At 68.4% G+C, this 25773-nt stretch carries 20 protein-coding genes; 11 read left to right on the top strand and 9 right to left on the bottom strand.

Features of this window, described 5'->3' with window-relative positions; translation table 11 throughout:
• The first annotated feature begins 206 nt into the window (after positions 1 to 206).
• From AC1DVI_RS15450 to AC1DVI_RS15440, 3 genes are all read left to right on the top strand, one after another.
• The gene (locus AC1DVI_RS15450; protein ID WP_476958699.1) at positions 207 to 1895 is read left to right on the top strand and encodes a methyl-accepting chemotaxis protein; all 1689 of its coding nucleotides are present in this window, start codon (positions 207 to 209) and stop codon (positions 1893 to 1895) included.
• 16 nt (positions 1896 to 1911) lie between these two features.
• On the top strand, positions 1912 to 2256 hold the full coding sequence (locus AC1DVI_RS15445) for a hypothetical protein (protein WP_476958698.1): 345 nt from the start codon (positions 1912 to 1914) through the stop codon (positions 2254 to 2256).
• 90 nt (positions 2257 to 2346) lie between these two features.
• Positions 2347 to 2643 carry a DUF1289 domain-containing protein gene (locus AC1DVI_RS15440; RefSeq protein WP_476958697.1) on the top strand — a complete coding sequence of 99 codons (297 nt, stop codon included), beginning with the start codon at positions 2347 to 2349 and terminating at the stop codon, positions 2641 to 2643.
• Positions 2644 to 2651: 8 nt separating this feature from the next.
• On the opposite strand, the gene AC1DVI_RS15435 is transcribed toward AC1DVI_RS15440, so the two are convergent.
• Positions 2652 to 2834: a hypothetical protein gene (locus AC1DVI_RS15435; RefSeq protein ID WP_014242488.1), complete on the bottom strand. Its 183-nt coding sequence runs from the start codon at positions 2832 to 2834 to the stop codon at positions 2652 to 2654.
• 266 nt (positions 2835 to 3100) lie between these two features.
• On the opposite strand from AC1DVI_RS15435, the gene AC1DVI_RS15430 reads away from it, so the two are divergent.
• The 4 genes from AC1DVI_RS15430 to AC1DVI_RS15415 all read left to right on the top strand — a co-directional run bounded on the left by AC1DVI_RS15430 (position 3101) and on the right by AC1DVI_RS15415 (position 7520).
• Positions 3101 to 4057 (top strand): DMT family transporter, encoded by a 957-nt coding sequence (locus AC1DVI_RS15430; RefSeq protein ID WP_476958696.1) that lies wholly within the window; start codon positions 3101 to 3103, stop codon positions 4055 to 4057.
• 73 nt (positions 4058 to 4130) lie between these two features.
• On the top strand, positions 4131 to 4916 hold the full coding sequence (locus AC1DVI_RS15425) for an SDR family oxidoreductase (protein WP_476958695.1): 786 nt from the start codon (positions 4131 to 4133) through the stop codon (positions 4914 to 4916).
• Positions 4917 to 4926: 10 nt separating this feature from the next.
• Positions 4927 to 6540: an alpha-amylase family glycosyl hydrolase gene (locus AC1DVI_RS15420; RefSeq protein ID WP_476958694.1), complete on the top strand. Its 1614-nt coding sequence runs from the start codon at positions 4927 to 4929 to the stop codon at positions 6538 to 6540.
• Positions 6537 to 7520 (top strand): N-acetyltransferase, encoded by a 984-nt coding sequence (locus AC1DVI_RS15415; protein ID WP_476958693.1) that lies wholly within the window; start codon positions 6537 to 6539, stop codon positions 7518 to 7520. The genes AC1DVI_RS15420 and AC1DVI_RS15415 overlap by 4 nt, the downstream gene beginning before the upstream one ends.
• Positions 7521 to 7616: 96 nt before the next feature.
• Here AC1DVI_RS15415 and AC1DVI_RS15410 read toward each other — a convergent pair whose 3' ends face one another.
• From AC1DVI_RS15410 to AC1DVI_RS15395, 4 genes are all read right to left on the bottom strand, one after another.
• Positions 7617 to 8201: an RT0821/Lpp0805 family surface protein gene (locus AC1DVI_RS15410; protein ID WP_476958692.1), complete on the bottom strand. Its 585-nt coding sequence runs from the start codon at positions 8199 to 8201 to the stop codon at positions 7617 to 7619.
• Positions 8202 to 8305: 104 nt separating this feature from the next.
• Positions 8306 to 10393: a response regulator gene (locus AC1DVI_RS15405; protein WP_476958691.1), complete on the bottom strand. Its 2088-nt coding sequence runs from the start codon at positions 10391 to 10393 to the stop codon at positions 8306 to 8308.
• Positions 10394 to 10403: 10 nt separating this feature from the next.
• Positions 10404 to 15335: a HAMP domain-containing protein gene (locus tag AC1DVI_RS15400; protein WP_476958690.1), complete on the bottom strand. Its 4932-nt coding sequence runs from the start codon at positions 15333 to 15335 to the stop codon at positions 10404 to 10406.
• A 155-nt stretch (positions 15336 to 15490) separates the two neighbouring features.
• The gene (locus AC1DVI_RS15395; protein ID WP_149163814.1) at positions 15491 to 15922 is read right to left on the bottom strand and encodes a response regulator; all 432 of its coding nucleotides are present in this window, start codon (positions 15920 to 15922) and stop codon (positions 15491 to 15493) included.
• A gap of 427 nt (positions 15923 to 16349) precedes the next feature.
• On the opposite strand from AC1DVI_RS15395, the gene AC1DVI_RS15390 reads away from it, so the two are divergent.
• From AC1DVI_RS15390 to AC1DVI_RS15380, 3 genes are all read left to right on the top strand, one after another.
• Positions 16350 to 17636: a pentapeptide repeat-containing protein gene (locus AC1DVI_RS15390; RefSeq protein ID WP_476958689.1), complete on the top strand. Its 1287-nt coding sequence runs from the start codon at positions 16350 to 16352 to the stop codon at positions 17634 to 17636.
• Positions 17637 to 17930: 294 nt separating this feature from the next.
• Complete coding sequence (locus tag AC1DVI_RS15385) at positions 17931 to 18302, top strand: c-type cytochrome (protein WP_476958688.1); 372 nt, start codon at positions 17931 to 17933, stop codon at positions 18300 to 18302.
• Between the two features lie 256 nt (positions 18303 to 18558).
• Positions 18559 to 19152, top strand: a complete 594-nt coding sequence (locus AC1DVI_RS15380) for a DUF4142 domain-containing protein (protein ID WP_476958687.1) — start codon at positions 18559 to 18561, stop codon at positions 19150 to 19152.
• 58 nt (positions 19153 to 19210) lie between these two features.
• Here AC1DVI_RS15380 and AC1DVI_RS15375 read toward each other — a convergent pair whose 3' ends face one another.
• Positions 19211 to 21205: a methyl-accepting chemotaxis protein gene (locus AC1DVI_RS15375; RefSeq protein WP_476958686.1), complete on the bottom strand. Its 1995-nt coding sequence runs from the start codon at positions 21203 to 21205 to the stop codon at positions 19211 to 19213.
• A gap of 349 nt (positions 21206 to 21554) precedes the next feature.
• Here AC1DVI_RS15375 and AC1DVI_RS15370 point away from each other — a divergent pair, with 349 nt between their 5' ends.
• Positions 21555 to 23549, top strand: a complete 1995-nt coding sequence (locus AC1DVI_RS15370; protein WP_476958685.1) for a methyl-accepting chemotaxis protein — start codon at positions 21555 to 21557, stop codon at positions 23547 to 23549.
• A gap of 33 nt (positions 23550 to 23582) precedes the next feature.
• Here the strand turns inward: AC1DVI_RS15370 and AC1DVI_RS15365 are convergent, their stop codons facing one another.
• The 3 genes from AC1DVI_RS15365 to AC1DVI_RS15355 all read right to left on the bottom strand — a co-directional run bounded on the left by AC1DVI_RS15365 (position 23583) and on the right by AC1DVI_RS15355 (position 25668).
• The gene (locus AC1DVI_RS15365) at positions 23583 to 24704 is read right to left on the bottom strand and encodes a prohibitin family protein (protein ID WP_476958684.1); all 1122 of its coding nucleotides are present in this window, start codon (positions 24702 to 24704) and stop codon (positions 23583 to 23585) included.
• On the bottom strand, positions 24701 to 24898 hold the full coding sequence (locus tag AC1DVI_RS15360; RefSeq protein ID WP_040136327.1) for a hypothetical protein: 198 nt from the start codon (positions 24896 to 24898) through the stop codon (positions 24701 to 24703). The genes AC1DVI_RS15365 and AC1DVI_RS15360 overlap by 4 nt, the downstream gene beginning before the upstream one ends.
• Positions 24899 to 25017: 119 nt before the next feature.
• Positions 25018 to 25668, bottom strand: coding sequence for a YcjF family protein (locus tag AC1DVI_RS15355; RefSeq protein WP_476958683.1), 651 nt, complete (start codon positions 25666 to 25668; stop codon positions 25018 to 25020).
• Between the last annotated feature and the right edge of the window lie 105 nt (positions 25669 to 25773).

Below are 25773 nucleotides of genomic sequence, written 5' to 3'. Positions count from 1 at the left end.
GGAGAGTCTGGGTGTCAATCTATATGAACAGCTGTTCATATATATTTGAATCGCTCTAAAAAGCACGCGCCGCGCTCCGCCGTGGGCGGAGCATGGTGCAGCGCAGAACGATTTGTTAAGAGCCTCTGACGCTTTTATGCCGCTGCGCTTCGTTGGGGTACGAAACGCTTGGCTTCAACGGGCATCATTGGGCGCGGGGGTTCGCCATGGGGTTGCTGACGGGGGTCGGCTCGCTGTCGCTTTCGGGCAAGACGGTGTCGCTGTGTGTCGGTGGGTTGGTCGTGTTGATGGGCGCCACCTTCGCTGTCAACGAAACGTTGCTGAGCCGCTATGCGGAGCGCATGGCGGTCGAGCGGCAGGAAACCAACATGCGCGTCGCCTGGGACGTGCTGAACCAGTACGGGCGCGACATCAGTGTCCGCGATGGCGCGCTGTACGCCGGCGACCGCGCTCTGAACGGTTTCTTCGAGCCGGTGGACCGGGTGAAGGCGCTGGTCGGCGGCACCGCCACCCTGTTCATGGGCGACACGCGCGTCACCACCAACGTCCAGAAGCCGGACGGCGGGCGCGCCGTCGGCACCAAGCTGGCCAAGGGGCCGGTCTATGACGCCGTGCTGGTGCGGGGCGAGCCGTACCGCGGGCAGGCCGACATCCTGGGCGTTCCCTTCTACACCGCCTACGACCCGATCAAGGACCGGTCCGGCAAAGTGGTCGGCGTGCTCTATGTCGGCGTGCCGAGGGCGGAGTTCTTCGCCCCGATCCGCGACACCCAGACGATGATCGGCGGGCTGGGTGTCGTGGTGACGCTCCTGGTGGCCGGCGGCAGCCTGCTGCTGTCGCGGCGCATCTTCCGCCCGTTGTCCGCCATGCGCGGCGCCATGGAGCGGCTGGCGACGGGGAACCTGTCGGTCGAGGTCCCGGCGCTGGGTCGCAAGGACGAGATCGGCGGCATGGCCCGGGCGCTGAGCGTCTTCAAGGAGAACGCCGAGCGGGTGGCCCGGCTCGACGCCGCCCAGGCGGAGGAGCGCGCCCGCGCCGAGCGGGACCGCCGCGACGCGCTGGAGTCGGTCGCCCGTTCCTTCGAAGGGACGATGCTGAGCGTCGTCGAGACGCTGAGCGCCACCACGGCCCAGCTCGAATCCAACGCCCAGCGCCTGCATGGCATCGCCGAGAGCAGCAGCGGGCAGGCCGCCGTGGTCAGCGGTGCTGCGGGCGAGGCCAGCGACGACGTGCGGACCGTGGCCGGCGCCACCGAGGAGTTGACGGCGTCCATCATCGAGGTGTCCCGCCGGATCGACGAGTCCTCCCGCATGGTCCGCAACGCGGTGGAGGAGGTGGAGCGCACCAACCACACGGTCGAAGGGCTCGCCGCCGCCGCCGGCAAGATCGGGGAGGTGGTGACGCTGATCCAGAGCATCGCCGCGCAGACCAACCTGCTGGCGCTGAACGCCACCATCGAGGCGGCGCGGGCGGGGGAGGCCGGCAAGGGCTTCGCCGTCGTCGCCAACGAGGTGAAGGGCCTCGCCAACCAGACCGCCAAGGCGACCGACGAGATCGCCCAGCAGGTCGCGGAGATCCAGGCGGTGACCGGCAGCGCGGTGACGGCCATCGGCGGCATCGGTCGCACGGTGGTCGCGGTCAACGATCTGGTGGGGCGCATCGCCGAGTCCGCCGATCGCCAGAACGCCACCACCGGCGCGATCGCCCGCAGCGTCCAGCGCGCCGCCGACCGCACGTCGGAGGTGACCCACAGCGTCCGCGACGTGTCGGACTCCGCGCACGAAACCGGCACCATGGCGTCGGAGGTGCGGTCCGCCGCCGCCGACCTGGGCCGGCAGGCGCTGGCGCTGCGCGAGCAGGCCGGCGCGTTCCTGCGACAGATCCGTTCGGCCTGAGGGGAGAAACAGCTCCGTGTTCCGCAACCCGCGTTCGCTGCTGTTCGTGTTCTTCTTCGCGTCGCTGGCGGCCCTTCTGATGTTCAGCGGCGACCCGCCGGACGGCGGGCGGACCGACGCGAACCGGGATTTCCTGGCGGCCTGCGAGGCCAGCCCCTTCGCCGCGCAGAACACCGGCTCCACCGAGGCGGCGGTGCGGGTGTGCTCCTGCATCCTGTCCTGGCACCGCAAGGAAGGCGAGGCCACCGGCCGGCCGCTTCCGGCCGCGCTCTATGGCGGGGAGGGGGAGGCCGGCGCCGCGGCGGCGGCGGTGGACGAGCGGGCGCGGGCCTCCTGCCTGTCCGGGCGCGTGACCCCCTGATTGTCTGAAACCCGCTTTTTTGAGAATCCCCCGCAGGACGGGGCGGCCGGGGCTTTTCCAACGGCCCTGCCGCACCCATCCTATGGCGCTATGAGCACGCACGACACCCGCAATCCCTGCACGAAGCTCTGCCGCTACGACGCGGCGGACCGCTGCATGGGCTGCTTCCGCACCCGCGCGGAGGTGAGACACTGGAAGCGCCTGCCGGACGAGACGAAGGCGGCGATCAACGCCCGCATCGCCGCGCGCGGCGGCACCGTCTCCAAGAAGGACGGCAAGCGCGCGAAGAAGCTCGACAAGAAAATCCGCAAGATTGAGGCGAAGCTCGCCACCCTGCGCGCCCGTCGTTTGGAGCTGGAGGGGCCGTCCGTCAAAGCGGCGGAGTGACCGCCGCCTCACCCGATCCCGGCGTGCCGTTCCACATACAGCAGCAGGGCGGGATAATAGTGCTTCTGTGACGCCGTCAGTTCCTGGCAGTAACGGCGTGCCATGCCGTTGGAAAGCCAAGCATCAAGCTCGCCGCTCTCGCGTTTCTGGGCGATAACACGGTCGATCTTGTCCATGATCTTGTGGATCACGTCCGTTCCTTTTCCGGTGTTGATTTGCTGTGGATGGGGTAGACGCCGCAGAGGCGGCGCAGTCGATTGCCCGTTCAATATGAACCTCGGGGCGGCGGTGAGCTGCGCATTGTGGGCATGCCTGCGTACCGCATTGCACAAAAGTCCGTCCGGGCCTTCGATCCCACGCGCGGGTCTGCCCTTCGCAGGCGTTCGTTGACCGGCTTCACGGCGCCGTCCCATTCTGCACGTTGAAGGAAGAAAAACGGGGAGGACATGTGGTGGGGATGGCGGTGGTCCGCCACGCCGCCACAGCCATCATCATGACCGCCATTGCCATGACCGAACGCCGCGCGGAGCTGGACGGCGCCGCCTCCGCGACGCTGGTCCTGCTCTGCCTGCTCTGGGGCTTGCAGCAGGTCGCCATCAAGGTCGCCATGACCGGATTCTCGCCGGTGCTCCAGGGCGGGCTGCGCTCGCTGGGGGCGCTGGCCCTGCTGTGGGCCTGGGCGGCGCTGCGCGGCATGCGCCTGTTCGAGCGGGACGGCACGCTGGGTCTGGGCCTGCTGGCCGGGCTGCTGTTCGCCGGGGAATTCCTGCTGGTCTATGCCGGGCTGTCCTACACCACGGTGTCGCGCAGCATCCTGTTCCTCTACACCGCCCCCTTCCTGGTGTCGGTCGGCGCCCATCTGCTGCTGCCGGGCGAGCGGATGCGCGGCGTCCAGGCGGCCGGGCTGCTCTGCGCCTTCGTCGGGGTGGCGGTCGCCTTCGCCGACGGGCTGCGCCTGCCGACGAACCGCGAGATGATCGGCGACCTGATGGTGCTTGCGGCGGCGGTGCTGTGGGCAGCCACCACCCTGGTGATCAAGGGCAGCAAGCTGGTTCGCGCCAGCTCGACCAAGGTGCTGTTCTACCAGCTCGCCGTGTCCGGGGCGGTGATGCCGGTGGCCTCGCTTCTGATGGGCGAGGCGGGGGTGACGGCGCCCGGCCCGCTGGCGCTGGCCTGCCTCGCCTTCCAGATCGTCGTGGTGGCCTTCGCCTCCTACCTCGCCTGGTTCTGGCTGGTCGCCCGCTACCCGGCGGCCCGCCTGTCGGCCTTCACCTTTCTGACGCCGCTGTTCGGCGTGCTGTCCGGTGCCCTGCTGCTGGGCGAGCGGGTCAGCGCGAGCCTCGCCGCGGCGATGCTGCTGGTCTGCGCCGGCATCTGGCTGGTGAACCGCCGCGCCCCTGCTGCGGGCGCCTAGAAAGACGGGAACCGGCCCGGCCGCCATCGGTTGGCTCTGCTGTCCCAGCACAAGCAGCGGAGCCGGTTTCATCATGGATTTGAACGGAAAAGTCGCCCTCATCACCGGGGCCGGGTCGGGCATCGGCAAGGCCTCCGCCACCCTGTTCGCCAGCGCCGGGGCGAGCGTCGGCGTGCTCAGCCGTACCGAGGACGAGATCCGCAAGACGGCGGAGGAGATCACCGCGGCGGGCGGCAGGGCCATTCCCCTGGTCGCCGACGTCGCCGACAGCGAGGCCGTGAAGCGGGCGGTGGACCGGCTGGTCCAGGAATACGGGCGGCTGGACATCGTCTTCGCCAACGCCGGCATCAACGGCGTCTGGGCGCCGATCGACGAGCTGACTCCGGAGGAGTGGGACCGCACCATCAACATCAACCTGCGCGGCACCTACCTGACGCTGCACCACGCGGTGCCGCACCTGAAGACGGCGGGCGGCGGGTCGGTGCTGGTGACCGCCTCGATCAACGGCACGCGGGTGTTCAGCAACGCCGGAGCCACCGCCTATTCCTGCACCAAGGCGGCGCAGGTCGCCATGGTCCAGATGCTGGCGCTGGAACTGGCCAAGCACCGCATCCGCGTCAATGCCATCTGTCCGGGGATGATCGACACCGACATCCAGGACAACACCCAGTCGCGCAATACCGAGAAGGCCGAGGAGGCCGCCGAGTATCCCGACGGCGAAATCCCGCTGACCCGCGGCAAGCCGGGCAGCAGCGCCGACGTGGCGGAGCTGGCCCTGTTCCTGGCGTCGGACCGGTCGAAGCACATCACCGGCACCCCCGTCTGGATCGACGGCGCCGAGTCCCTGCTGATCGGCTGAGGGGCCGCTCATGGCGGACGGCTTCGCGTGGTGGCAAAGCGGGGTGATCTATCAGGTCTACCCGCGCTCCTTCCAGGATTCGAACGGCGACGGGGTGGGGGACCTGCCGGGTATCCTGGCCCGGCTCGACCATCTCGAAAGGCTCGGGGTGGACGCGCTGTGGGTGTCCCCGATCTACCCGTCGCCGATGGCCGATTTCGGCTACGACGTGTCGGACTACACGGGCGTCCACCCGCTGTTCGGGACGATGGAGGATTTCGACCGGCTGCTGGCGGAGTTGCACCGCCGGGGCATGAAGCTGATCCTGGATTTCGTGCCCAACCACAGCTCCGACCAGCATCCGTGGTTTCAGGCCAGCCGCTCCTCCCGCGACGATCCGAAGCGGGACTGGTACATCTGGCGCGATCCCGCCCCCGATGGCGGGCCGCCCAACAACTGGCTGTCGGAGTTCGGGGGCAGCGCCTGGGAATGGGACGCGGCGACCGGCCAATATTATTACCACGCCTATCTGAAGGAGCAGCCGGACCTCAACTGGCGCAACCCGGCGCTGCGCGAGGCCATGCTCGACGCGCTGCGCGTCTGGTTCGACCGCGGGGTGGACGGCTTCCGGGTCGACGCCATCCATCACCTGATCAAGGATGCGCGGTTCCGCGACAACCCGCCGAACCCCGGCTGGCGGGAGGGCATGTCGCCGGTGCGGCGGGTGATCCGCCTCCACACCGTCGACCAGCCGGAGGTGCACGACGCCATCGCCGCCATGCGCCGGGTGGCGGACGGGTCCGGCCCCGACCGGCTGCTGATCGGGGAGGCCTATCTGCCCATCGACCAGCTCATGGCCTATTACGGCGCCGACCTGACGGGCTTCCAGCTTCCCTTCAACTTCCATCTGCTGTCCACCCCGTGGGAGGCGAAGGCGCTGGCCGCCCTGATCCGCACCTACGAGGCCGCCCTGCCGCCCGGCGGCTGGCCGAACTGGGTGCTCGGCAACCACGACCGTTCCCGCGTGGCGAGCCGGCTGGGGACGGGCCAGGCGCGGGTGGCGGCCATGCTGCTGCTGACCCTGCGCGGCACGCCGACGCTCTACCAGGGCGACGAGATCGGGATGACCGACGTGGCCATCCCGCCGGACCGCGTGCAGGACCCGTGGGAGAAGAACATCCCCGGCCTCGGGTTGGGCCGCGATCCGGTGCGCACGCCGATCCCCTGGGACGGCGGCCCGCAAGCCGGTTTCACGACGGGCGAGCCCTGGCTGCCGCTCGGTCCCGACCATGACCGGGTGAACGTGGCGGCGCAGGCGGCCGACCCGTCCTCCATGCTGTCGCTCCACCGCGCCCTGCTGGCGCTGCGGCGGGCGGAGCCGGCTTTGTCGGTCGGCCGGTACGATCCGGTGTCGGCGGAGGACGACGTCCTGGTCTACGAGCGCCGTCATGGAACCGGCCGCTTCCGCGTCCTGCTGAACCTGTCGGCGGCGGAGCGGATGGTGGACGCGGTGCCGGACGCTGCCCATATCCGGCTGTCCACACATCTCGACCGCGGCGGGGAACCGGTGTCCGGCATCCTTCGCCTGCGGCCCGACGAGGGGGTGGTGATCGGCTTCGACGACAAGGGAAAGGGTGGGGAATGAGCGGAGACGTGAAGAACAACGCGGCCAGGAACCGTTACGAACTGACCGTGGGCGACGCCACCGCGGTGGTGGAGTACGAGACGCGCGACGGGGCCATCGTCTTCACCCACACGGAGGTTCCGGAGAGCATGGCCGGACAGGGCATCGGCTCCGCGCTCGCGCGCGGCGCGCTGGAGGACGCGCGCTCCAGCGGGCAGAAGGTTGTGCCGGTCTGCCCCTTCGTGGCCAAATACATCCAGCGCCACCCCGAGTATCAGGATCTGGTCGCCGCCTATGGCGGCGGCGTCTCGCTGGCGCGCGGCAGCGTCGTGCTGACGGAGGAGGCGGAGGGGTCCGCCAGCCGCTACCGGGCGGCGCTGGAGGCGGAAGCGGTGCCCTGGCTCGGCCTCTTCACCAATTTCCGCTACCACGCCGAGTCCGCCGGACGGCTGGAGGCGGGCACCGCCGAGCCGGACCGCTTCCGCGGCGAGCGGCGTCTGCGCCGCAAGATGGACATCATGACCCTGTCCTTCGGCCCCGACGGGGTGGACGTGACGGCCGACCCGCCGCTCAGCCCCGACAAGGCGGCGCGGGTGCCGCCGGACAGCCGCCGGGGCAGCATCGATCCGTTGAGCGCCGGGGCGGCGGTGATCCTGACCGCCAGCCGGGCGGGCGGCTGCGGCGGACGCTATCCCGTCTATGACGGGCGCCGCCGCTACGACATCATCATGACGCCGCAAGGCAAGGGCGACCTGCCGTCGTCGCGCTACCGCATCGCCACGGGAACGGCGGAGGTCTGCGCGGTCACGGTCCGCCCGGTGGCCGGCTTCCAGGGCGACCGCGACCGGGACCGCTTCTTCGCTGAAGGGGTCGAGCGCAAGGCGACGGTGTGGTTCGCCCGCGCGCCGGAGAGCGGGCGCGTCGTTCCCGTGACGGTGGAGGTGCCGACCGACACGATGACGGTGCTGGTCCACACCGTCGGCGTGAAGGCCGGCCTCTGAAGCGAACGTCCGTTCGCTTCAGACTCATATCGTCTCATTCGCCGACGGGCTTCGGTCGCATGGGCGACCGGGACCGCAGTCGCGGTCCAAAACCGATCAGGGATTCGCGGCGAGGCGCCACTGGCCGTCGTCGCCGCGGCAGGCGGTGCCGGTGGCGGATTCCTGGCGGCCGTCGATGGTCACCTTGTGCTGGAATTCCTTGCACTCCCGCCCGGCGGAATCGCGTCCAGCGCGGATCGGGGTGATGGTGCCGCCGGTGTTCGCGCTGTCCGGACTGTTCCAGCGGATGGTCTGGCCGACCGGCGCGTCGAGCGCGCGGGTCTCCGCGCTCTGCACCGCGTTTCGGCTGCCGGGGCTCAACTGCTCCATCAGATAGCCGCCGGCGAAGTAGCCGAGCAGGCCACCGGCGCCGATGGCCAGCAGGTTGCCCGAGCCCTTGCCGATCTGCGATCCGGCGAGCGCTCCCACGGCGGCCCCGCCCAGCTTGCCCAGCAGGTCGTTGTCGATGCCGAAGGTGGTGTTTCCGCCGTTGGGCTGGGGAGCGGTCTGGGTCGGCGCGCCGTAACCGCCCTGGGTGAACACCTGCGCCGTGGCGGGCGCGGACGTCAGGGGAAGGGCGACGGACAGGCCAAGGCACAGGACCGAGGCGAAGCGAATCCCGGACAGGCGGACAGCGGACACGTCGGCTACTCCTTTATTGCAACGCGACGGTCATCTGAACACCGCGGCCCCGCTCAAGGTTGGGGCAAAAGGGCGACAATGACCTTCGACGAAGATGGGAATCGTCAGGCGCTCTTCAACTCCGGGAAGGCATCAGCCACGGCGCCGCACAGCGCCTTGCGGACGGCGCGGGCGAGATCGCGGTCGCGGTAGGGCTTGATCAGGAACTCGGCACTCAGCCCCTCGCCGCTCAGCCCGCCGGCCACGCCATGGGCGTAGCCGGAGGCATAGAGCGCCTTCAAGGCCGGATATCGGCGCTGCGCCTCCTGGGCCAGTTCCAGCCCGTTCATGCCGCCGGGCATCACCACGTCGGTGAACAACAGGTCCACCCGCGGCACGCCGGCCAGCACGGCCAGCGCCTCCGGCCCGTTCTCCGCCTCGACCACGGTGTAACCGAGATCCTGGAGGGTCAGGACGGCGACCTGACGCACGTCGCGGTCGTCGTCCACCACCAGGATCACTTCGCCCTGGCCGGGCAGCGGACCGCTGTCCTCGATTTCCTCCGGCGTCTTCGCCAAGCGGACGGCGGCCGGCGCGCAGGGCAGATGAAGGTGGAAGGAGGTGCCGCGGCCCGGTTCGCTCTCCACCCGGATCAGCCCGCCCGACTGCTTCACGAAGCCATGGATCATGCTGAGCCCCAGCCCGGTTCCCTTGCCGATCTCCTTGGTGGTGAAGAAGGGCTCGAAGGCGCGGGCCAGGACATCCGGCGGCATGCCGCAGCCGGTGTCGGTCACCGTCATCCGCACATAGCGTCCGGGGCGCAACTCTGCGTCGCCCTCCCCGGCCTCCACCATCGCGGTGGCGATGGTCAGCGTGCCGCCCGCCGGCATGGCGTCGCGCGCGTTGATGACGAGGTTCAGCAGGGCCGACTCCGCCTGCGTGCGGTCGACCAGCGCCGGGCACAGGGACGGCGCGCTGTCGATTTCGACGGTGATCGCCGAGCCCAGCGTGCGCTCCATCAGCTCGCCCATGTTGCGGACCAGCGCCTCCATGTCCACGCTCTCGGGGTGGAGCTGCTGGCGCCGTGCGAAGGCGAGCAGCCGCCGCGTCAGGTCGGAGCAGCGCAGCGACGCCTGAAGGGCCATCTCCACCCGCCGCCCCGCCTTGGGGTCGTCGAAGGTCATGCGGCCCAGCCGCTCCAGGCTGCCGATGACCACGGTCAGCATGTTGTTGAAGTCGTGGGCGATGCCCCCGGTCAACTGGCCGATGGTCTCCATCTTCTGGACATGGGCGAGCTGCAGCTGAAGCTCGCGCGTGTCGGTGACGTCCAGCACCGTGCCGCAGAGTTCCGGCGGCCGTCCGTCCTCGCCCGGCAGCAGCATCGCCTTCTCCAGAAGCGTGCGGTACTGCCCGTCGGCGGCGCGCCAGCGGTATTCGACGGTGGACACGCCGCCCTGCCGCATCGCCTCGAACTGGACGGCGGCGCGCTCGCGGTCGTCCGGATGCAGGCGCGATTCCCAAAAACCGCCGTCCGTCAGGAAGCGCTCGGCGGGGAAGCCGAACAGCGCCTCGACATTCTCGGTGACGTAGCGGAAGGGCGTGCCGCGCTCCGGCCCGGCGGTGTAGAGCAGGATCGGTAGGGAGCGGGCGATCATCGCCTGCCGCTCCTCCGACCGGCGGAGCGCCTGTTCGGCCTCCAGCTTCTCGGCGCGCACGCGGTAGTTCTCGGCCATCAGCCGCTCGCGCAATGCTGCCTGGCGCTTGACCTCCTCCGTCTTGCGGTACAGCTCGACGAAGACGGTGACCTTGCTGCGCAGGATGACCGGGTCCACCGGCTTGAACATGTAATCGACCGCTCCCGCGGAATAGCCGCGGAAGATGTGCATCTCGTCCTTGTTGATGGCGGTCAGGAACAGGATGGGGATGTGACGCGACTTGCGGCGGTTGCGGATCAGCTCCGCCGTTTCGTAGCCGTCCATGCCCGGCATGTGGACGTCCATAAGGATTGCCGCGAAATCCTGGTCGAGCACGCGCTTCAGCGCCTCCTCGCCGGAGCGGGCGAGGATCACCGTGGCGTCCAGGTCGGCCAACGTTTCCCGCATCGCCAGCAGGTTCCGCGGATCGTCGTCCACGACGAGCACGCGGACCTCCGGCGGCGGCAGTGTGGCGTCCTCGATCTCGGTGAAGCTGGCGGGCATCTGAGTGTGGGGCATGGGCTTCTCCTCACTCCCGTCCGGCATTGTTGTGCCCTGCGTCGTCGTCCTGCCGGCGTCCGGCCCAGACCCGCAGCAGCGACAGCAGGTGATCGATGTCCACCGGCTTGGCGAGATAGTCGGTCGCCCCCGCCTCGATGCATTTCTCGCGGTCGCCCTTCATCGCCTTGGCGGTGACGGCGATCACTGGCAGGCCGCGCCCGGCTGCGGTGGCGCGGATTTCCCGGATGGTCTGATAGCCGTCCATCAGCGGCATCATGATGTCGACCAGAGCCACGTCCAGGTCGGGGTGCGCCTTCAGCAGCTCCAGCCCCTCCGGCCCGCTTTCGGCGTGCAGCACCGTCATGTCGTGGGCCTCCAGGACGCTGGCGAGCGAGAAGATGTTGCGGAAATCGTCGTCCACGATCAGCGCCTTGCGCCCCGCCAGAACCGGGTCGCGCTGCCGGATCTGGTCGAGCGCGCTGCGCTTGTCGTCGGGCAGCCGGTCCACCGCGCGGTGCAGGAACAGCGCCGTCTCGTCGAGCAGCGAGTCCGGGGAATGGACGCTGCGCAGCACCACCGTTTCGGCCAACCGGCGCAGCCGCGCCTCGTCCTCCGGCGCGATGGCGTCGCTGACATAGGCGACGACCGGCATCCAGGCGGTGGAATCGCGGGTGCGCAGGCTGTCGATCAGCTCGAAATCGCTGGGCTGGGGGATTGTCAAGTCGAGCACCATGCAGTCGAACCGCTCCTGCGCCAGCAGGGTGCGGGCGGCCTCGGCGGAGGTGACGGTGCTGATGGCGATGTCGTCCCCCCCGTTGTCGTGGTCGATCAGGCCGGCGATGCCGCCGGTGTCCGGGTTGGGCAGCTTCTCGACGATCAGCAGCCGGCGCTGGTGGCGTTCCACGAAGCCCTTAACCTTGGCGAGGGCTGCGAAAATCGCTTCGCGGTCGGCCGGCTTCTCGGTGTAGTCGAAGGCGCCCATGGCGAGGCCGCGGCGCCGTTCCTCCTTGGCGGAGATGACGTGGACCGGGATGTGGCGGGTGTGCGGGTCGCGCTTCAGCAGGTCGAGCAGTGCCCAGCCGTCGATGTCCGGCAGGCCGATGTCCAGCATCACCGCGTCCGGACGGTATTTGCGGGCCATCGGCATGGCCGGGCTTCCGGCGTGGGAAAGGATCGCCTTGAAGCCCTTCTCCCGCGCCAGATCGACCAGGATCGAGGCGAACTTCACGTCGTCCTCGACGATCAGCACCACCGGGTCGCCGGGGCGGATGCGCTCGCGGTCGTCGGCGACGGGGGGGTGCTGCGGCAGCGCCAGCCGCTCCTCCGGCCCCGGCACCACGATGGGCCGCGTCGGCGTGGGGAAGGGAGCCAGCTTCGGCGCCGGGTCGCCGTAACGGGCGACGTCGAACGCCATCGGCACGTAGAGCGTGAAGGCGCTGCCCGCCCCGGACTCGCTCTGCACGCGGATCTCGCCGCCCAACAGGCGGGCGATCTCGCGGCTGATCGACAGGCCAAGGCCGGTGCCGCCGTATTTGCGGCTGGTCGTGCCGTCGGCCTGCTGGAACGCCTCGAAGATGATGCGCTGCTTGTTCTCGGGGATGCCGATGCCGGTGTCGACGACGGTGAAGGCCAGCACCCCCTCCGCCGCGTTCAGCACGGGGTGGGCGGCGCTCCAGCCCTCGCCGGCCAACCCGACCCGGAAGGTGACTCCGCCGGTTTCGGTGAACTTGAAGGCGTTGGACAGCAGGTTGTTCAGCACCTGCTCCAGCCGCTTCTGGTCGGTCTGGATGGCCGCGGGCAGCGGCGGGGTCATGTCGATGTCGAAGCGCAGCCCCTTCTCCTCGGCCAGCTGGGCGAAGGTGCGCTCGACATGGCCGCGCAGGTCGTCGAGCACCACCGCGCCGATCTCCAGCGTGACCGTGCCGGATTCGATCTTCGACAGGTCGAGGATGTCGTTGATCAGGTTCAGCAGGTCGGAGCCGGCGGCGTTGATGGTGCGGGCGAACTCCACCTGCCGGGGGGTCAGGTTGTGGTCGCCGTTGTCGGACAGCAGTTTGGACAGGATCAGCAGGCTGTTCAGCGGGGTGCGCAGCTCGTGGCTCATGTTCGCCAGGAACTGCGACTTGTATTTGGAGGTGAGGGAGAGCTGCTCCGCCTTCTCCTCCAGCGCCTCGTTGGTCTGGCGCAGCTTTTCCTGCTGGGCCATCAGCAGTTCCTCCGACTGGCGGAGCGAGGCGGCCTGGTGCTCGAGCCGCTCGTTGGTGGTCTTCAGCTCCTCCTGTTGGCTCTGCAACTCGGCGGTCAGGCGCTGCGACTGCTTGAGCAGCCCTTCGGTCCGCATGTTGGTGGCGATGGTGTTGAGGACGATCCCGATGCTTTCCGTCAGCTGTTCCAGGAAGGTGCGGTGCGTCTCGCTGAAATGGCCGAAGGAGGCCAGCTCCAGCACGGCGTTCACCTCATTCTCGAACAGCACGGGCAGGACGATGATGTTCAGCGGCGCCGCTTCGCCGAGGCCGGAGCTGATGCGCACATAGTCCTTCGGCACGTTGGTCAGCAGGATCGGCTTCTTCTCGTGGGCGCACTGGCCGACCAGACCCTGCTTCAGCGTGAAGCGGGTGCCCAGCCCGTCGCGCTCCTTCAGGGCGTAGCTGGCGACCAGATCGAGGACCGGCTCGTCGCCGTCGCGGCTGGTGACGTAGAGGACGCCGTGCTGGGCGTTCACCAGCGGCGCGATCTCCGACAGGATCATGTTGGTGACGGTGACCAGATCGCGCTCGCCCTGGAGCATCCGGGTGAATTTGGCGATGTTGGTCTTCAGCCAATCCTGTTCCGCGTTCTTCTGCGTCGTGTCGCGCAGGTTGCGGATCATCTCGTTGATGTTGTCCTTGAGCGCCGCCACCTCGCCCGACGCCTCGACGGCGATGGAGCGGGTGAGGTCGCCCTTGGTCACCGCGGTCGCCACCTCGGCGATGGCGCGGACCTGGGTGGTCAGGTTGGCGGCGAGCTGGTTCACGTTGTCGGTCAGGTCGCCCCACACGCCGGTGGCGCCGGGAACCTTGGCCTGACCGCCCAGCTTGCCTTCGATGCCGACCTCGCGCGCTACGTTGGTGACCTGATCGGCGAAGATGGCCAGCGTCTCGATCACGCCGTTGATGGTGTCGGCCAGCGCCGCGATCTCGCCGCGCGCCGCCACGGTCAGCTTGCGCTTCAGGTTGCCCTCGGCGACCGCCGTCACCACCTCGGCGATGCCACGCACCTGACCGGTCAGGTTGGCGGCCATCATGTTCACGTTGTCGGTGAGGTCCTTCCAGGTGCCGGCGACGCCCTTCACCTGGGCCTGACCGCCCAGCTTGCCCTCGGTGCCGACCTCGCGCGCCACGCGGGTGACCTCGCTGGCGAAGCTGTTGAGCTGGTCGACCATCGTGTTGATGGTGTCCTTCAGCTCCAGGATTTCGCCCTTCACGTCCACGGTGATCTTGCGCGACAGGTCGCCGTTGGCGACGGCGGTCGTCACGTCGGCGATGTTGCGGACCTGATTGGTCAGGTTGCCGGTCAGCAGGTTGACGTTGTCGGTGAGGTCTTTCCAGGTGCCGGCGACACCCTTCACCTGGGCCTGCCCGCCCAGCTTGCCCTCGCTGCCGACCTCGCGGGCGACGCGGGTGACTTCCGAGGCGAAGCTGTTGAGCTGGTCGACCATCGTGTTGATGGTGTCCTTCAGCTCCAGGATCTCGCCCCTCACGTCGACGGTGATCTTGCGCGACAGGTCGCCCTTCGCCACCGCGGTCGTGACCTCCGCGATGTTGCGGACCTGGCTGGTCAGGTTGGTCGCCATCGCGTTGACGTTGTCGGTGAGGTCCTTCCAGGTGCCGCCCACACCCTTCACCTGGGCCTGTCCGCCCAGCTTTCCTTCGGTGCCGACCTCGCGGGCGACGCGGGTGACCTCGCTGGCGAAGCTGTTGAGCTGGTCGACCATCGTGTTGATGGTGTCCTTCAGCTCGCGGATCTCGCCCTTCACGTCCACGGTGATCTTGCGCGACAGGTCGCCGTTGGCGACGGCGGTCGTCACGTCGGCGATGTTGCGGACCTGATTGGTCAGGTTGCCGGTCAGCAGGTTGACGTTGTCGGTGAGGTCCTTCCAGGTTCCGGCGACACCCTTCACCTGGGCCTGCCCGCCGAGCTTGCCCTCGCTGCCGACCTCGCGGGCGACGCGGGTGACTTCCGAGGCGAAGCTGTTGAGCTGGTCGACCATCGTGTTGATGGTGTCCTTCAGCTCGCGGATCTCGCCCTTCACGTCCACGGTGATCTTGCGCGACAGGTCGCCCTTCGCCACCGCCGTGGTGACGTCGGCGATATTGCGGACCTGGGCCGTCAGGTTGGCGGCCATCAGGTTGACGTTGTCGGTGAGGTCCTTCCAGGTGCCGGCGACGTCCTTCACCTGGGCCTGCTCTCCCAGCTTGCCCTCGATGCCGACCTCGCGGGCGACCCGCGTCAGCTCCGCGGTCACGGTGACGAGCTGCTCGACCATCCGGTTGACGGTCCGGGCGGTGTGCAGGAAGTCGCCCTGGAGCGGACGCCCGTCGACCTCCAGCGGCATCGATTGCGACAGGTCGCCCTTGGCGACCGCGCCGATGACGCGGGCCATCTCCCGGGTCGGCTGGGTCAGGTCGGCGACCATGGCGTTGACGCTGTCCACGCAGTCGCCCCAGCCCCCCGAGGCGGTGGGCAGGCGGACGCGCTGGCCGATGCGCCCCTCCTTGCCGATGGCGACGCTGACCCGGCCGACGTCCTCCACCAGGGCTTCGTTCATCTCCACCACGTCGTTGAAGGCGGCGGCGATCTCGCCGTCCAGCCCGTCCAGGTCGAGCGGCAGGCGCACGGAGAAGTCGCCCTTGCGGAACTGGCGCAACGCGCGCAGGAGAAGCTGGGGGGAAAGCCGGTCGTGAGCGTCGGTCATCGTCATGACGCGATGGTCCCTGAGAAAGTCCTGGAAGAAAGTTCTGGCCTGTGTCTCGGATGCCCCTTCGCGCAGGTTTGGCAGCGCGCCCGGCGGAACGCCGGAATGGCCGCGTGCCTGAGCGGCGCAGCCACGGGACGGCAAACGGAAGGCGGCGGGGGCTAATACTGGGGGGCGGCGTTGTTCAACAGAGTCTTCAGCTGGCGCTCGTCGTAGGGCTTCTGGATGAAACCGTGGGAGCCGGCGGCGCGGGCGCGCTCCAGCAGGACAGGGTCGCTGGCCCCGGACATGAAGATGCTGCCGACGGAGAAGCGTTCGCGCAGCGCCTGCGCCGTCTCGATGCCGTCCTGCGGCCCGGCAAGGCCGATGTCCACCAGCGCCAGCGCGGGGCGTTCCCGTTCCGCGATCTTCAACGCGTCGGCAGCGTTGGCGGCGACGCCGCAGACCTCGTAGGACAACTCCTCCAACATATCGGTCAAATACATGGCGACGATCGTCTCATCCTCGACGACCAGGACACGGATGGGAGCGGCATCGGCGGTCAATGTCCCATCCGTCCGGGCCTGTGGTGACCTGTTGATCGGGTTGGTCATCCCTTTTCCCTCTTGTCGTTTTGCCGGCTGCGGTGCCGGGACGGCATCGATGAGACGCGCATCCCGCCCGCCGCCGAAACCCGAGCGGAGGCGTCGGATGCCGGCGAGGCTGACCAGGACGAGTAGCACGGAGGGGTGAGGCAATTAAGGGAGAAAAGGTCAAATACCTCCAACAGGTTATACCCATCGGAGTGAGCACACCCCGAAAGAGGGCGTATCTATTCCTTAGCTTCGATATGGAATAGTGTGAATTGCGCGCTGCTGGGCCGTCTTTGCTTCGCATCGACTGGAGTCTGCGGGACGAACTCACGGTCGGCATGTGACGATATGCGGGGTTATTAATAATTTTTCAAGTAATTTTTCGCGTAAGCTTGCCAATCTCCACGGAGCGGGCGTGGAGTCGACCATAGGGGTGCGGGGGACCTGGATGAGCGTTGCCCCGACAAGCGGGCCGGGCGATGGAGCGGACCTGAACCTGGAGGATCTGGCGCAGGCCATCAGAGCCCACCGGCTCTACTTGGCCGCGCGCCCGAACGGCCTGCGTCTTCAGATGAAGGCGGCGGACCTGACCGGCTTCGACCTGTCGGGGCTGCTCCTGTCGGACGCCATCCTGACCGGGGCGAATTTCCGGCGCAGCGTTCTCCGGCGCTGCAACTTCGACGGGGCGGATCTGTTCGGTGCCAGCTTCGTGTCCGCCGACCTGCGGGAAGCCTCGCTGGTCGGGGCGGACATGCGCGGCGCCAACTTCACCAAGGCCTGCCTGCGCAACACCCTGTTCGAGCGGGCGGATCTCCGTCCCGGCCAGCTCGTGCTGTGGAAGGACCGGCGCAAGGCCCGCCAGGAGGCGGCGCTGCGGGAAGCCGTCCTGGTCAACGCGAATTTCACCGACGCCGATCTGACGGGCGCCAACCTGACCCGCGCCAGTCTGGAGGGGGCGGATTTCAGCAACGCCGCTCTGTTCGGCGCCAACCTCAGCGGCGCGGATCTGCGCGGCGCCGATTTCAGTATGGCGAAGCTGAAGGGCGCCATCCTGAACAACGCCTCTGTCGCCGGGGCCACCTTCCAGGGCGCCGACCTGCGCGACGCCGAGCTGCGCAACGTCGCCATGGCCACCGCCGACTGGGCGGAGGCGCGGATGATGGGCGCCATCTACCACCGCAACCAGTCCGACTTTCCGCCGGAAATCCGGGAGGGGCTGGACGGCCATGTGCGGTGGATCAACAGCAACGGCAAGCAGGGCAAGCGGTTCGACGTGTCGGACGGGGCCTTCGTCGGAACCGACTTCGATGGCTGCGACCTGAGCGGGGCAATCTTCCGCAATTGCGATTTCACGCGGGCGAGCTTCCGGGACAGCAAGCTGCAGATCGCCCAGTTTCCCGGTTGCCGCATGCGAGAAGCCTGTTTCGAGAATTCGGAACTGTCCGGGGCCAGCTTCGAGGGCTGCGACCTGACCCGCGCCATGATGCGCAACGCGGTGATGCGGGCCATCGAGCTGCTGGCGGCCAACGGCCAACCCACCGGGCGTATGTGGCCGACCAATCTGTGCGGCGCCCAGCTGGCTGACAGCGACATTCGCGGCGCCGACCTGCGGGGAGCGCGTCTGGCCGGGGCGGATCTGACCAATTGCAATCTGTCGGGCGCCGACCTGCGCGACACCGACATCGAGAAGGCCAACACCACCGGAACGACCCTGGTTCATTGCCGGTTGAAGTGACCGTGAATTTTAATCCCGAAAAATTTTCGCAAAGAGCTGGACATTTTGTCGCAGGAGGGGTCTCCCGGCCATACCCGGCATTGTGCATACCAGCATACGGGGATTAAAACGCCGGCCGAGGTGGCGGCTGGATTCCCGAGCCGCTCGTCATGATCGTGGCCAAGTAACGGACCGGCGGACGCCGCGCGCCGATGCGACGAATATTGATTGTGGCGATGCGAAGAACGCAGGACGTCCTGCGGGTCTTGGGTGGCCGTGCCTGTCTTTTGGGCATTGGAAATCGAGGATAGCGCAATGAAGCGTAGTGTTGCCGTTCTGGCCTTCGGCCTGTTCGCCGCCCTTCCCGGCATCGCCTCGGCGCAGGACGCCGATGCGGGCGAGAAGGTGTTCAATCAGTGCAAGGCCTGCCACACCATCGAGGCCGGCGGCCCCAACCGCGTCGGCCCGAACCTGCATGGCGTCGTCGGTCGTGCGTCGGGCTCCATCGAGAGCTTCAAGTATTCCGACGCGATGAAGGGCGCCGGCCTCGCCTGGGACGAAGCCAATCTCGACAAGTACCTGGCCGATCCGAAGGGCACCGTCCCCGGCAACAAGATGGCCTTCGCCGGCGTGAAGAACGAGCAAGCCCGCAAGGACCTGATCGCCTTCCTGAAGAAGAGCAGCTGACACGTCCGCACGGACATGCGCTGCGTGACCGGGAGGGGCGACGGCCCCTTCCGCGACCGGCGCCCGGCCGCAAGGGCACGCCCGTCCGGACAGGGCCGCCCGCCTCCCTGCGGTCCATCCTATGAGGATGGCACCGGTCAACCTGTCCTTGTAGGCAGGGGGCCCGTAAAAACGCTCATTGCCAGGCACAAGGAGAACAGGAAGCTGTTGGGGGACCGGTGTGTCCCAACGCAAGATTGTAGATCGGGAGGTCGGAATGCCCATGCTGCGAACCGCGGCCCTTGCCGCCGTGTCCATCCTTGCGCTCGCCGCCTGTACGAGCGAGCCGGGCCTCGCGCCGCCAATGGGAAGTTCCGGTGCCTCCGCGTCCCAGATGGGAAGCACCGGGTCGGGCGCCTCCTCGACGCTGACGGTGGCGGACCAGTCCTTTCTGACCCAGGCGGCCTATGGCGGCTTCGGCGAGGTGGCGATGGGCACGCTGGCCCAGCGGCAGGCATCCAGCGCCACCGTGCGCGACCTCGGCCGGCGCATCGCCGCCGACCACACCCAAGCCAACCAGGAACTGGCCCGGCTCGCCCAAGCCAAGGGCGTCACACCGCCCACCGCCCCGGACCCCGGCCGGCAAGCAGTCGCCGACGCGTTGGCCTCGCTTCAGGGAACCGCGTTCGACCGGCAGTATCTGCAGCAGCAGATCGCCGAGCATGAGGTGTCGATCGCCCTGTTCAACGCGCAGGCCCAGGGTGGGACCGACCCGGATGTTCGGGCCTTCGCCACCAAATGGCTGCCCGGCCTGCAAATGCACGCGCGCGACCTGCGCGCGCTCGGCAGTCCGCTGGCGCAACTGCCGTAGCGTCAGGGCTTCCGCGGTCAAGCCCGGCGGATCGGCTACGGGCTTGATCCGCTCCGCCTCAGGCGACCGCCGGCAGCGGGTGCAGACCCGCGGTGAGACGTTGGACGTCCGCGGCGAAGCGGTCGGCGACGTCCGGAGTCAGTTCGAACCGGACATGCAGGTCCTGCTCCTTGCCCCCCAGCACCACGAAGGGGATGGAGACGGCACAGCCGGGAATGGTCAGCACGCCGCGGCTGCCCAATTGCGTCCTGTCCAGGCCGCGGATGGTGGCGCCGCCCTCCGACAGGTTGGTGAGCTGTCCCGTCAGTGATCCCACCGCCCCGGCGATGGTGCAGGACAGGTTGACCTCGAACCGCGGAGCGCGGCGGCGGTCAACCTCCGGCGTGGCGGTGCGCACGGCACGCACCAGCATCTCGCGGAGCTGGTCGATGCTTCCCGCCACGTCGGACGCGACCCGGCGCACCTCGTCGGCGCGGCTGCCGGTCACCGCCGCCTCCTCCGACACATGGGCGATGCGGGACGACACCTCCTGAGCGGCGGCGGCAGTCTGGCCGACGTTGCGGGAGATCTCGCTGGTCGCCGCCCCCTGCTCGTCCATGGCGCTGGCGATGCTGCTGGCGACGCCGTCGATCTCGGTGATGGTCCGCCCGATGTCCTGCACCGCGTCGACGGCTCCCGCGGTCATGCTCTGCAGATCGGTGATCTGGCGTGAGATCTCCTCCGCCGATTTGGAGGTCTGGGTGGCGAGGTTCTTCACCTCCTGGGCCACCACCGCGAAGCCCTTGCCGGCCTCGCCGGCGCGGGCCGCTTCGATCGTCGCGTTCAGCGCCAGCAGGTTGGTCTGGCTGGCGATGTCCTGAATGAAGGTGGCGACCTCCCCGATGTGCCCGATGGCCTCGGACAGGGAGAGCACCACGTCCTCCGTCCTGCGGCCGCTTTCCACCGCGCGGCGGGAGATCTGGCTGGCGAAGGTGACCTGACCGGTGATCTCGGCGATGGAGGCGGTGAGCTGGTCGGTGGCCGCCGCCACGGCCTGGGCGTTGCCCAGCGCCTGTTCCGCCGCGGCCGCGACGCTCTGCGAGTTGGCGGAGACGGTCTCGGCCGAACTGGCCATCGCCTGGGCGTTGCTGTCCATCGAGACCGACCGTTCGGCGACGCGGTCCACGGCGGTGCGGGTTTCCTGCTCCACCGTGCGGGCCATCGATTCCAGGGCGGCGATCTTGGCGGCCTCGGCTTCGCGGCGCTCGCGCTCCTGCGCCTCGCGCAGGCGCTGGTTGTCGATGCCCTTCTGGCGGAAGATCTCGACGGTCTTGGCCATGGCGCCGATCTCGTCCTGGCGGTCCAGGCCGGGCACCGTCACCTCGTACCGCTCCTCAGCCAGTTGGAACATGGTGCCGCGGATCTGGTCAAGCGTGCGGAACTGGCGCCGGACCACCACCAGCATCACCAGGGCCATGCCGACGGTGATGACCGCCGCCACCTGGATGATGTTGGTCACGACTTCGTCCAGCACGCGCAGCGCGACGCTCTTCTTCAAGCCGACGAACAGGACGCCGATGACCTCGCCGTTCTGGTCGACGATCGGGTCGTAGGCGGTGAAATAGGCGTCGCCCAGGATGTCGGCCTCGCCGCGGAAGGGCTCCTTGCCGTCGATGACGGCGCTGTAGACGGGGCCGCGCGCCAGCTTCGTCCCGACGGCCCGGCTGCCGTCCGGGTTGTGGATGTTGGTCGCCACGCGGGTGTCGCCGCGGAAGATGGTGGCCACGCCGCCGGTCACGCTGCGGACGGTGTCGACGATGTCGTTCGCGCCGTCCAGCTTGAAATCGTCGATGTACAGCGCGCCGTCCTTGAGCCGGTACTCGGCCCCTTTCTGGTCGAGCAGCATCCGGAAGTTGGTGATGGCCTGCTCCCTCCGCTCCGCCGCGTCCTTGCTGATGCTGGCGGTGACTTTGGCAATCGTCGCGTAGGTCAGGGCGCCCGACAGGGCAATCAGGCCGAATGTGCACAGAATGGTCAGCTTCGTCGCAAGGCTGAACGTGCGGAGGGGATTCATCGGCCGAAAACTCCTTGAAAATCCGTCGGGTCGTCCCGGAGACACCGGGAAGGCGGCGCATTGGTAACCTTTGCCACGCATTTGTAACAAATAATTTTGCCAACCTCGGGACGCACTGGATTCATGCAATGTGAAGGTGCCGTTTCGACTTTTGCCACCCGTCTTGAGGAAAGTGTTTGTATTTCAAGGCTTATTCATTGCGTCCATGTTGCGCGCTGAGCAAAGTAAACCATCTGTTAATCATGAGGTGGGACAGCATGTCGCATGCGAATTCCTTTTAGAGATACCGTTGGTGTGGGTGAAATGCTATCGGTTGGCGTTCGTTCATTACAGAATACAAACATTCGCCATGCCGGACTCCCTGCGCGCCCTTGACGTCACCAAGACCGCCTATTTCGATTTGGGACCGGAAACGGTCGGCAGCCTGCGGCAGGCGTTGCCGATCATCGCCAGAGCCCTGCCGGGGATTCTGGACCGCTTCTACGCCCGCACGATGGCCCAGCCCGAACTGGCCGGCCTGTTCGCCAACCCGGCGCAGGTCGAAGGGGCCAAGCGCGCCCAGATCGCGCACTGGACCCGTCTGTTCGAGGGCCGCTTCGACGACAGCTACAAGGAGTCGGTGCACGCGGTCGGCATCGCCCACCACCGCATCGGGCTGAGCCCGAGCTGGTACGTCGGCGGCTACGCCTTCATCCTGGGCGAGATCATGGCCGCCCTGGCGCAGAACATGGGCGGAACCCTGCTGACCGGCAGCCGGCTCGGCTTCATCGTGACCATGCAGCGCGCCGTTGTGTCGGCGGTGCTGATGGATCTCGACGCCGCCCTGTCCGTCTATTGGGACCGCCTGATCGACGAGCGGCTCCAGGCGGTGGACGCGATGGTCGATTCCATCGACCACGAGGCCAACGACGTGGTGGACAGCGTCGCCAGCTACACCGCGGACCTCCGCCGCACCGTCGGCGATCTGGACAGCGTCTGCGCGACGGTGAAGGACAGCATCACCGGCACCTCCGCCGACACGGCGGAGGCGCTGGACGCTGCCCAGACCGTCGCCGCCGGGGCGGAGCAGCTTCAGGCCGCGGTCGGCGAGATCTCGGTCCAGGTCAGCGGCGCGTCCCGGATCGCCGGCGAGGCGGTGGAGAAGAGCGGCGAGGCCCGCCAGATCATGGCGCAGCTCAGCACCGCGGCGCAGGAGATCGGCGGCATCCTGAACATCATCCGCGCCATCGCCGGTCAGACCAACCTGCTGGCCCTGAACGCCACCATCGAGGCGGCGCGGGCCGGCGAGGCCGGCAAGGGCTTCGCCGTGGTGGCGACCGAGGTGAAGAACCTCGCCGGACAGTCGGCCAAGGCGGCGGACGAGATCGCCGCCAAGGTCGGCGCCATCCAGGCGGTGGCGGAACAGGCGATCACCGGCATGGACGGCGTGGCCACCACCATCACCACCATGCAGGAGATCAACTCCTCGATCGCTGCGGCGGTGGAGGAACAGTCCTCCGCCTCGCGTGAGATCGCCCGCAACATCGGCGAGGTCGCCGGTATCTTCCGCGGCATCGCCACCCGGATGACCGACGTGGGCGGCGAGACCCAGCGCGCCACAACTGTGGCCTACACCGTCGGCGAGAGCGCCAACCGCATGCAGGAGGCGCTGGACACCCTGCCGTCCCTGCTGGCGAGGGCCATCCGCACCTCTTCCGATCTGGCGAACCGGCGGCACACGCGCCGCCGCCCGGTGCTGCTGGACGGCAGCGTGGACCAGACGCCGGCGCKGGTCCGCGACATCTCCGAATGCGGCTGCTACGCCGAGACGAAGGGGGCGGCGCCCACCGGCGGGCAGGTCACCGTGTCGCTTCCCGGTTACAAACTGTCCCTGCGCGGGTCGGTGGTGGCGCGGCACGACAACCGGCTGCACATCCGCTTCGACGAGCGCAAGATCGGCCGCGAGGAGGTTGACCGGATGAGCCGCGACGGGGTGGGCGAACTGGTCCGTCTCGCCAAGCAGGACCATCTCGCCTTCGTGGACAAGATCATGGAGGCGGTGGGCGGCCAGCGCACGCTTCTGCCGGCGGACCTGTCCACCCATCACTCCTGCCGCCTGGGTCGCTGGTACGACAGCGTGAACGATCCCCGGACGATGCGCCTGCCCACCTACAAGGGCATGGCCACGCCGCACCGGACCGTTCATGAGTCGGGCCGCGAGACGCTGCTCGCTCTCCAGGCCGGCAACCGCATGGAGGCCGAACGCCACGCCGCCGAGATGAAGCGGGCCTCGGCGGAGGTGGTCCGCCTGCTGGACGAGATGGAGCGCGATTTCGCCCGGACCCTTGCCGAGGCCGCCGAGTAGCCGGCTCTTTTCGAACGGCGGTTCGCCGGGGCGTCAGCGCCCGGCGGCGTCCGGGGGGGCTTCCGGTGCGGTGTTCTCCGCTGGCGGCTCGTCCAGGGTGGACAGGCGCCCGGCGAGCCCATCCGTCTCCCTGGCGGCGGTCTCGTGGGGTGGCGTGGCGGCTGTGCCGGCCGCCGAACCGGCCACCGTGCTCGACTTGGCATCGTCGCCGGTGTTCAGGATGACCGGCAGCCCGTCGCGTCCGCCGATGATGATCGTCTTGGCGTTCGATGACGTGGCGAAGGCCCGCGTCGCCTCGATGCCGCGCAGGCGCAGATATTCCGGCGTGATGTTTCGGGCGACGATGTCCTGGAAGTCGCGCACGCCCTCCGCCTCGATCCGCTTGCGGTCGCGCTCCTTGGCCTCGCGGGCGATGCGGAAGTCGTATTCCTCCATGATCTGCTGCTGCTCGATCTTGCGGTCGATGGCTTGGCGGACCAGCGGCGGGAAGCTGACCCCGGCCACCAGCACGTCCTCGATCCGGATCATCACGGAGCTGTAATCGTCCGCCGTCGTGCCGGGGGGCAGCTTCAAGGATTGCAGATCGGTCGGCGGGGTGGGGAACTGCTGGCGGGCCTCCCGCAGCAGGAAGCCTTGGATGTCCGCCCGATTGATCGAGTAGAAGTTTTCCGGATTGTGCTTCGACACGAATTCGTAGACGAGGCTGGCGATCTCCGGATGCACCAGCTTTTCCGCGTAATCGTCACCGGCCAGCTTGTGGACCAGACCGGCGGCGGGCGGGTTGACGCGGTAGCGCAGCGCCACGTTCACCGTCATCGACATGCCGTTGGCCGCCACCGCCTCGTAGGTGCGGGTGTCGGTGCGCAGGCGCACGTCGTACATCGTCACCCGGTCCCACGGGAAGATCAGGTGGGTGCCCTCGCTGTAGACCCGGTCGGTGACCGTGCCGCCGAAGAAGCGCAGCCACAGCACGCCGACATGGCCGGAGGGCACCTCGACGAAGACGGCGGGGGCGATGGCGAGAAAGCCCAGGATCAGGGTCAACGCCAGGGCATAGATCGACACGCTGTGCCGCTTCAGCCAGAAGCGGGCACGCTCTGGCAAGGGTGCGCGGGCGACGACGCTCCCCTCGGCGGACTGGTCGAGCGTGGTCATCGCGGTCTCGTCGTCAGCATCTTCTCACGTTCCCGTGTGCTGGGGCGGCCCACCGCCTGGATCACGAAGTTCACCGGCGGAGTCAGGAAAAGGGCCAGCAGGAAATGGCCGATGAAGCCGATCGTGGTGTTGCGGCCCATGACGGCGCACACCAGACAGGCGAGGAGATAGAGCATGACGAGGACAAGGGGCATGCGCGTCCGGCCTTGGAATGGGAGCAGGGCGGAGAAGTGACGGCGTCCGAAGGGGGCGGGGAAGCGTGGAGGCGTCCCCGCCCGTCCTCCCGGTTCGCGGTGGCGTCCGGGTGCTGCGGTCAGGCCGCGACCGGGGCCGCCTCCGGCGTCGCACCCTTGCGGCGGCGGGCCTCCTCGAACTTCTCGCGGAAATAGGTCTTCACCTTTTCCGGCTGGAAGGTCAGGAAGGTGCCCCCCGACGCGAAGTGCTGCTGGAAGACCTTGCCCAGCGCGTAGGTGAAGGCGCTGTTGAAAGCCGGCTGGGTGGCGAGGCGCGTCACCGTGCCGATCACCGGCACCGAGCGCAGAGCCATGTTGAACGCCATGGAGCCGAGCAGGCTGCCGCCCAGGGCGGTCGGGGCGACCGTGGCGAACAGCGTGCCGACCGCGGACCGGCCGATGTCGCCGCGGAAGTCGACGCCGTGCAGTTCCGACAGCTCCTTGAGCAGGCGGAGTTGAACGACGGCGAGCGCCGCGGTGTCCACGAAGTTCAGCGGGATGACGCCCGCCGCCGCGGACAGCAGCACGTGCTTGCGGATGATCTCCGCCGCCTGCGCCTCGGTGGAGACCGGAGCGGCCGGAGTGGCTTCCGGAGCGGCTTCGGAGGTGCTGGCGGTTGTGCTGGCGGTTTCGGGGGCGGCCGTCACGGCCTCCGGAGCCGGGGTGGGGGCCGGGGCGGCGGCCGTTTCCGGCTTCGCCTTGCCGCCCGTTGTTTCCTTCTCACTGACCATGCTGTGGTGCTCCAAAAAGGGACGTTGTCGAGAGAAAATCAGCAATGAACGCCGCACACCGGCTGGTCCGCGGCGACAGTCGGCCCCGTAGGGACGGCCCGCTCC

The sequence above is a fragment of the Azospirillum sp. P4_B5 genome (assembly GCF_056402275.1).
The sequence above is the reverse complement of the archived record's forward strand: the minus strand, read 5'-3'. Positions and strand labels throughout refer to the sequence as shown.